Annotated in this window: 4 protein-coding genes and 2 pseudogenes; 3 read left to right on the top strand and 3 right to left on the bottom strand. The window is 72.4% G+C overall.

All coding sequences use genetic code 11. From position 1 onward, the window contains the following. Positions 1-267 (top strand): annotated as a pseudogene (locus ND748_RS23575) (hypothetical protein); the annotation flags it as partial. Positions 268-764: 497 nt separating this feature from the next. On the opposite strand, the pseudogene ND748_RS23570 reads toward ND748_RS23575, so the two are convergent. The 3 genes and pseudogenes from ND748_RS23570 to ND748_RS23560 form a co-directional block, all read right to left on the bottom strand. Further along, positions 765-1,010: pseudogene (locus tag ND748_RS23570) on the bottom strand (peptidoglycan-binding protein); the annotation flags it as partial. A 470-nt stretch (positions 1,011-1,480) separates the two neighbouring features. Beyond that, entirely contained in the window at positions 1,481-2,263 is a 783-nt protein-coding gene (gene fabG / locus ND748_RS23565; RefSeq protein ID WP_251748142.1) for a 3-oxoacyl-ACP reductase FabG, read from the bottom strand. A gap of 79 nt (positions 2,264-2,342) precedes the next feature. After that, positions 2,343-3,563: a phosphotransferase enzyme family protein gene (locus ND748_RS23560; RefSeq protein WP_251748141.1), complete on the bottom strand. Its 1,221-nt coding sequence runs from the start codon at positions 3,561-3,563 to the stop codon at positions 2,343-2,345. Between the two features lie 320 nt (positions 3,564-3,883). Here ND748_RS23560 and eutB point away from each other — a divergent pair, with 320 nt between their 5' ends. After that, positions 3,884-5,308, top strand: a complete 1,425-nt coding sequence (eutB, locus tag ND748_RS23555; protein WP_374216010.1) for an ethanolamine ammonia-lyase subunit EutB — start codon at positions 3,884-3,886, stop codon at positions 5,306-5,308. Beyond that, the coding region (locus ND748_RS23550) for an ethanolamine ammonia-lyase light chain EutC (RefSeq protein ID WP_285902593.1) at positions 5,305-5,675 on the top strand (371 nt) is incomplete at its 3' end. The genes eutB and ND748_RS23550, both read left to right, overlap by 4 nt.

The following is a 5,675-nucleotide window of genomic DNA, read 5'->3' as shown; positions in this document are numbered from 1 at the left end:
CCCATCGCCCGCCAGGGCACCGCCGGCTGGACGGCGCTGTGCGCCTCGTTCCCGAGTGCGGCCGTCGCCGCCGCCGACCTCGCCGGGTTCGGCGCGCGGGTGGTCGTCGACGAGCCGCCCGGTCAACCCGATGGCGTCGCCGCGCACCTACGGCGCATCGCGACCGAGCTGCTCGCGCAATACTCGCCACGCGGGATCGCGGACGACCCCAAATCCCGAACGGCGTCGAGCCTCGAAGCCGACGACCGCCAGGAGACCACGCCGTGACCCAGACCGGTACCGAGCCCCAGTCCGGCGCCGAGACCTCGACCGGCACCGACCCCGAGACCGGCACCGACTCCGAGACCGGCACCGTGCCCGTGACCGTCGAATCTGCCGGCTTGATGGAGCCGCCGGTGCGGCCGGTCGGGGCCACCGGATTGCAGGCGTGCCGTCGGCGTCTCCGCACCCGCCGCCGAATGGTGCCAGGGTGCGCATCCCAGTGTGACCAAAGGGCGGTGCGCGGGAGCACCGCGTTGGCCGATGCCCGTCTCAGTTGCGTCGGCAATTGCAGGAGGTTGGTGACGGCTGGGAGCCGTCGAAACGTCGACAACCTCCTGCATCTGCCGACCGCCCGGGCGCCGGGACTGCCGCGGACCGTTCCTCGTATCCGGATGTGATCGGTGGGGCGTGGGAATGCTCAGTCCGGCGTTCCCACGTCCACACCTCCACGGCCCGGATCACGTGGCGCAGACAAGGCCGCCCGATTACGACGGATACACGGCTCAGGTCCGCGGGACCTTCAGCCTGTCCCAGGATTTCCGGCCGGGCCAGCCGTCAGCATCGCTACCGGTGTACCCCAGCTTCCGCTGCCACTTCTGGTACGAGTGGCGGTCGGCGTCCGACCACTGCGGCCCTGGTCCGACCTTGTACGCGCCGCAGCCCTCCTCGACCAGGCGCCAGCCCATCGCAGTGATGATCTTGCTGTTCGGGTTCGTCCTGAACCAGTCGGCGCCCGGAAAAGGCACCTCGCGGGGACGATCGGGATCCGGCACGAGCATTTCCTCGCGGACGCCACTGCCGCGCGCATCCGCATCAGACGGAATTTCAGGATTCGAAATACTCAAGAGACACCTCCATGCCGCTCATGACTGTGCAGACCAGGAGTCGGTTCGATCTGCACGGCCATATAACGTCGCAATGGAATAGCAGGTCAATACCGTGTCAACGACGCGACAATGGAGGACAGTCGGGTACTGGATCGGTTGTCGATGCGCGCCACGTCGAGCCCGGCCTTCCTCGTCGCGGCGACCGAAACTCCGCCGAAATGCGGCCACCACCGTTCGCCGGGCCGAGTATCATCCCGCCGCGCTGCCAGCCGATCGGAGCGTGCACCCCGATATCCGCTTTGCACGATTTGATTACCCAGGAATGCAGGCCGGCCGCGGCTGACGTGGGTGGCGCGGATCCCCCGGGTCTCATCCGGTAGCCGGGCGTTGCGTTACGAGCCCTGCAGGGCCGCGGGCGACTCGGGCAGGATCTGACCGCCGTCGACCACCAGCGCCTGCCCGGTGATGTAGGAGGCTTCGTCCGAGGCGAGGAACAGCGCCGCGTGGCCGATCTCGTCGACCTCGCCGAGCCGGCGCAGTGGGATCGCGGCCTCCATCGAGCTCAGGTAGTCCGCGCCCAGCTCGTCGAGGCCCTCGGTGCGGACGCTGCCCGGGAGCACCGCGTTCACGGTGACCCGGTCCCGGGCGAGCTCGACCGCGGCGGTGCGCATGAACCCGAGCATCGCCGCCTTGGACGCGCCGTAGTGCGACCAGCCGGGATAGCCGGTGATCAGCCCGGTGATCGACGAGGTGAGGATCACCCGGCCGCGGCCGGAGGCGACGAGCGCCGGCAGGAACGCCTGCACGGTGAGGATGGCGCCCTTGACGTTCGTGCCCAGCACCTCGTCGATGTCGGCCGCCGTCATCGTCGCCAGCGGCGCGGACGGGAAGATTCCGGCGTTGGCGCAGACGACGTCCACCCCGCCGTGCCGCTCGGCGACGGTCCGGGCCAGCCGGGCGTTGTCCTCGGCGCTGGCCACGTCGGCGAGCACGAAGCTGACGGTGCCCTCGCCGAGCTCGTCGAGCTCCTGGGCCGTGGTCGCCGCGGCGACGACGTCCCGGCCGCTGAGCACGACGTTCGCCCCCGCCGTCGCGAAGACCCGGGCGATGCCCTTGCCGATCCCCTTGCTTCCGCCGGTGACCACGACGGTCCGACCCGCGACCGAGGTGAACATGTGGCACGCCCTTTCGTCGATGCGGGGTGATGTCCGCATAGTCCCCGGCGAGCGGGACATTCAAGCGGGCCGGCCGCGGTCAGCCGGCGAGCAGGCGTCCGGCGAGGTAGCGCTCGGCGAGGTCGCAGGTCTCGCGGGCGTACGCCGGGATGCTGGGCACCGCGTCGGAGTGCGGATGGGTGCCGAGCCAGGCGACGAGCAGCAGCCGGCGCAGCAGCACGAAGGTCGGGATCATCGCGACGTCCGCGGCGGTCAGCGGAAGCCGCCGCTGGTAGGCGGCGAGCCACGCGGCGACGAGATCGCCGGCGGAGTCCAGGTGCTCGATGAACGACAGCGACGCCGCAAGATCCCACAGGTACCAGCCGAACCCGCAGTCGTCGAAGTCGATGACGCAGACCTCGTCCGCCCGCCCCGCGCGCATACCTCCCGCGCCGATGATCCCGGCGTCGTCGGGGACGAGGAGGTTAGCCATCCGCATGTCCGCATGGATGAGCCCGAACCGGTCCGGTCCCCGGCCGAAGGCCGCCACGCGCTCCTCGGCGACGGCGACGGCCCGGCCCAGCAGGTCCACCGCCTCGCGCGCCGCGGCACCCCGCGATCCCCGTCCGGCGGCACCCTGCGATCCCGGCCCGGCGGCGACCCGCGATCCCGGGTCGTTCCCGCCCGCTGCCGCGTCCGCTCCGACGACGACCGCCTCGCCCAGCGCCGTGCGCAGGCCGGAGATCCAGCTCCCCCACCGGGCGGCGGGGCCGAGGGTGCTCTCCCAGGTCCAGGCGAAGCGGGCGAACGACGGCGGGCGGGCCCAGCTCCGGGCGTGCCGGTGCAGCCGGGCGGTGATGTCGCCGAGCTGGCTGAACGTCCCTCGCAGCACGGCGGGTTCCAGGTCCTCGGGCGAACGTCCCTCGACCCATTCGAACAGCACGGCGTGCCGCTCGGTGCCGCCGCCCCCGCCTCCGTCACCCGCACCACTGTTGCGGGCATCCTCCGGCCGGGCGGTCGCGGTCGCCACGGGGGCGCCGGTGCGGGTCGGGACGACCAGCGGCGTCCGCACGACCCGGTCGGCGCGCAGCGCGGCCACCCAGGCGAGCTCGCCGTGGATCTCGGCGCGGCTGTGGTAGCCGGGGCGGTGCAGCCGCAGCGCCCAGCGACGCCCACCGGCCAGGTCATCCACCTGGTAAGTGACGTTCTCCGAGACGTGCAGGAGGGTGGTCTTCGGCGCCGGGCCGAGATCGTAGGCGCCGAGCACCTCGTCGACGGTCTCGGCCAGCCCGAGCAGCCCCTCCACCGAGGTTGCGCTCATCGCGTGGTCCCCCGACTCGGCGGCGACGTCCCCGCCGCGCCCGCCGTCATGGCCGGCCCGGGCGTCATGGCCCCGCCGGCGCCCGCGTTCCCGTTCCCGTCCTCCGGCACGGGGAGCACCGTAATACGGCTCCATCGTCCGTCCGGGGCAAAGGTACGTACCGTTACGCGCGGAGTGCGCCGGCGAGCGACACCCGGTGGCAAGCGACCTGCTTCCGCGAACGACCTGCTTTCGCGAACGGAGTGCTTCCGCGAACGAGTGCGTCAGCGAGCGGAGTGCGTCAGCGAACCGAGTGCGTCGGCGAACGGGAGGTGGCCGCGGTGGCCTACCGGATGACGTTGCGCGGCGAGCGGCATGTCTTCGCCGATCTGGCGGAGCTGTTCGCGAAGGCGAACGAGGAGAAGTCCGGCGACCAGCTCGCCGGGATCGCCGCCGGGTCGGCGCGCGAGCGGGTGGCGGCCAAGCTCGCGCTCGCGGACGTCACCCTCGGTGAGATCGTCGCCGCGCCGCTGATCGACGACGCGGTGACCGACCTGATCCTGCGAGGCCAGGACACCGCGTCGTTCGCCCCGCTGGCATCGCTGACCGTGGGCGAGTTCCGCGAGCTCGTGCTGGCGCCGTCGTTCCCGGCGCGCTGGCGCGACGACAGCCTGGCCCGCGCAATCACCCCCGAGATCGCCGCCGCCACCGCAAAGATCATGAGCGACAAGGACCTGATCTGCGCCGCGAAACCGCTGCGGACGGTGACCCGCTGCCGCAACACGATCGGCGAGGCGGGCGTCCTCGGCGTGCGGGTCCAGCCGAACCATCCCGCCGACCACCTGGAGGGCATCCTGTTGTCGGTGCTCGACGGCCTGCTGCACGGCTGCGGCGACGCGGTGCTCGGTGTGAACCCGGCGCGCGAGTCGGTCGAGCAGGTCGGGACGATCCTGCGCGGTCTCGGCGCCCTGGTCGACGCGCTCGCCCTGCCGACCCAGACGTGCGTGCTCGCGCACCTCACCACCCAGCTCGCCGCGCTGGCCGCCGGGGCACCGGTGGACCTGCTGTTCCAGTCCGTCGCCGGCACCGAGGCGGCGAACACCAGCTTCGGGATCACCCTGGACCTGCTCGCCGAGGGCCGGGAGGCCGTGCTCGCCCACCACCGCCGGGACCGGCCGGGCGACTTCGTCGGCGAGCAGGTCATGTACTTCGAGACCGGCCAGGGCAGCGCGCTGTCCGCCGACGCCCATCACGGCGTCGACCAGCTCACCTGCGAGGCGCGGGCGCACGGGGTGGCGCGGGCGTTCGACCCGTTCCTGGTCAACTCGGTGGTCGGTTTCATCGGCCCGGAGTACCTCGCCGACGCCCGCCAGATCACCCGCGCCGGCCTGGAGGACCATTTCGTCGGCAAGCTGCTGGGCCTGCCGATGGGCTGCGACGTCTGCTACACCAACCATGTCGACGCCGACCAGAACACCAACGACGACCTGCTCGTCCTGCTCGTCGCCGCCGGCTGCACGTTCGTGATGGGCGTCCCGAGCGCCGACGACGTCATGCTCGGCTACCAGTCGACGAGCTACCACGACGCCGCCGGCATGCGCGAACTGTTCAACCTGCGCGCCGCGCCGGAGTTCACCGCCTGGCTGACCGACCGCGGCCTGCTCGTCGACGGCCACCTCGCCGACCCCACCGGCCCGGTAGCCGCCCTGCTCACCGCCGGCCTCGACGGCGCCCTCGCCACTCTCCCCTCGGGCCCGACCCGATGACCCCGAGCCGTTCCCCCGACCGGCCCCTGTCGGAGACCGCCGACCTGGCGTCGCCCGACCGGACCACGCCGGGCCAGGAACCCGAGGCGTCGTCGGTGGTGCCGGTGGACCTCGCGGCGCTGGCCGAGCGGGTCCGGGCGGTGACGCCGGCGCGGGTGTTCGTCGGCCGGACCGGCACGTCCTACCGGACGGCGAACCTGCTGGCGCTACGGGCCGACCACGCCGCCGCCCGCGACGCCGTCGACGCCGAACTGGACCTCACCGGCCCCGCGCTGGCCGCGGCGACCGAGCGGTTCGGCCTGTTCGCCGTCCACTCGGCCGCCACCGACCGGGCCGGGTCGTTCGGGAACACCTGGATCAGGGCGCT

The sequence above is a fragment of the Frankia sp. AiPs1 genome (assembly GCF_023716945.1).
GTDB lineage: Bacteria > Actinomycetota > Actinomycetes > Frankiales > Frankiaceae > Frankia.
The sequence above is the reverse complement of the archived record's forward strand: the minus strand, read 5'-3'. Positions and strand labels throughout refer to the sequence as shown.

Bases quoted from the DNA above. Each gene is read 5' to 3' on its own strand.
- fabG (WP_251748142.1), bottom strand. From the start codon at position 2,263: ATGTTCACCTCGGTCGCGGGTCGGACCGTCGTGGTCACCGGCGGAAGC.
- ND748_RS23560 (WP_251748141.1), bottom strand. From the start codon at position 3,563: ATGAGCGCAACCTCGGTGGAGGGGCTGCTCGGGCTGGCCGAGACCGTC.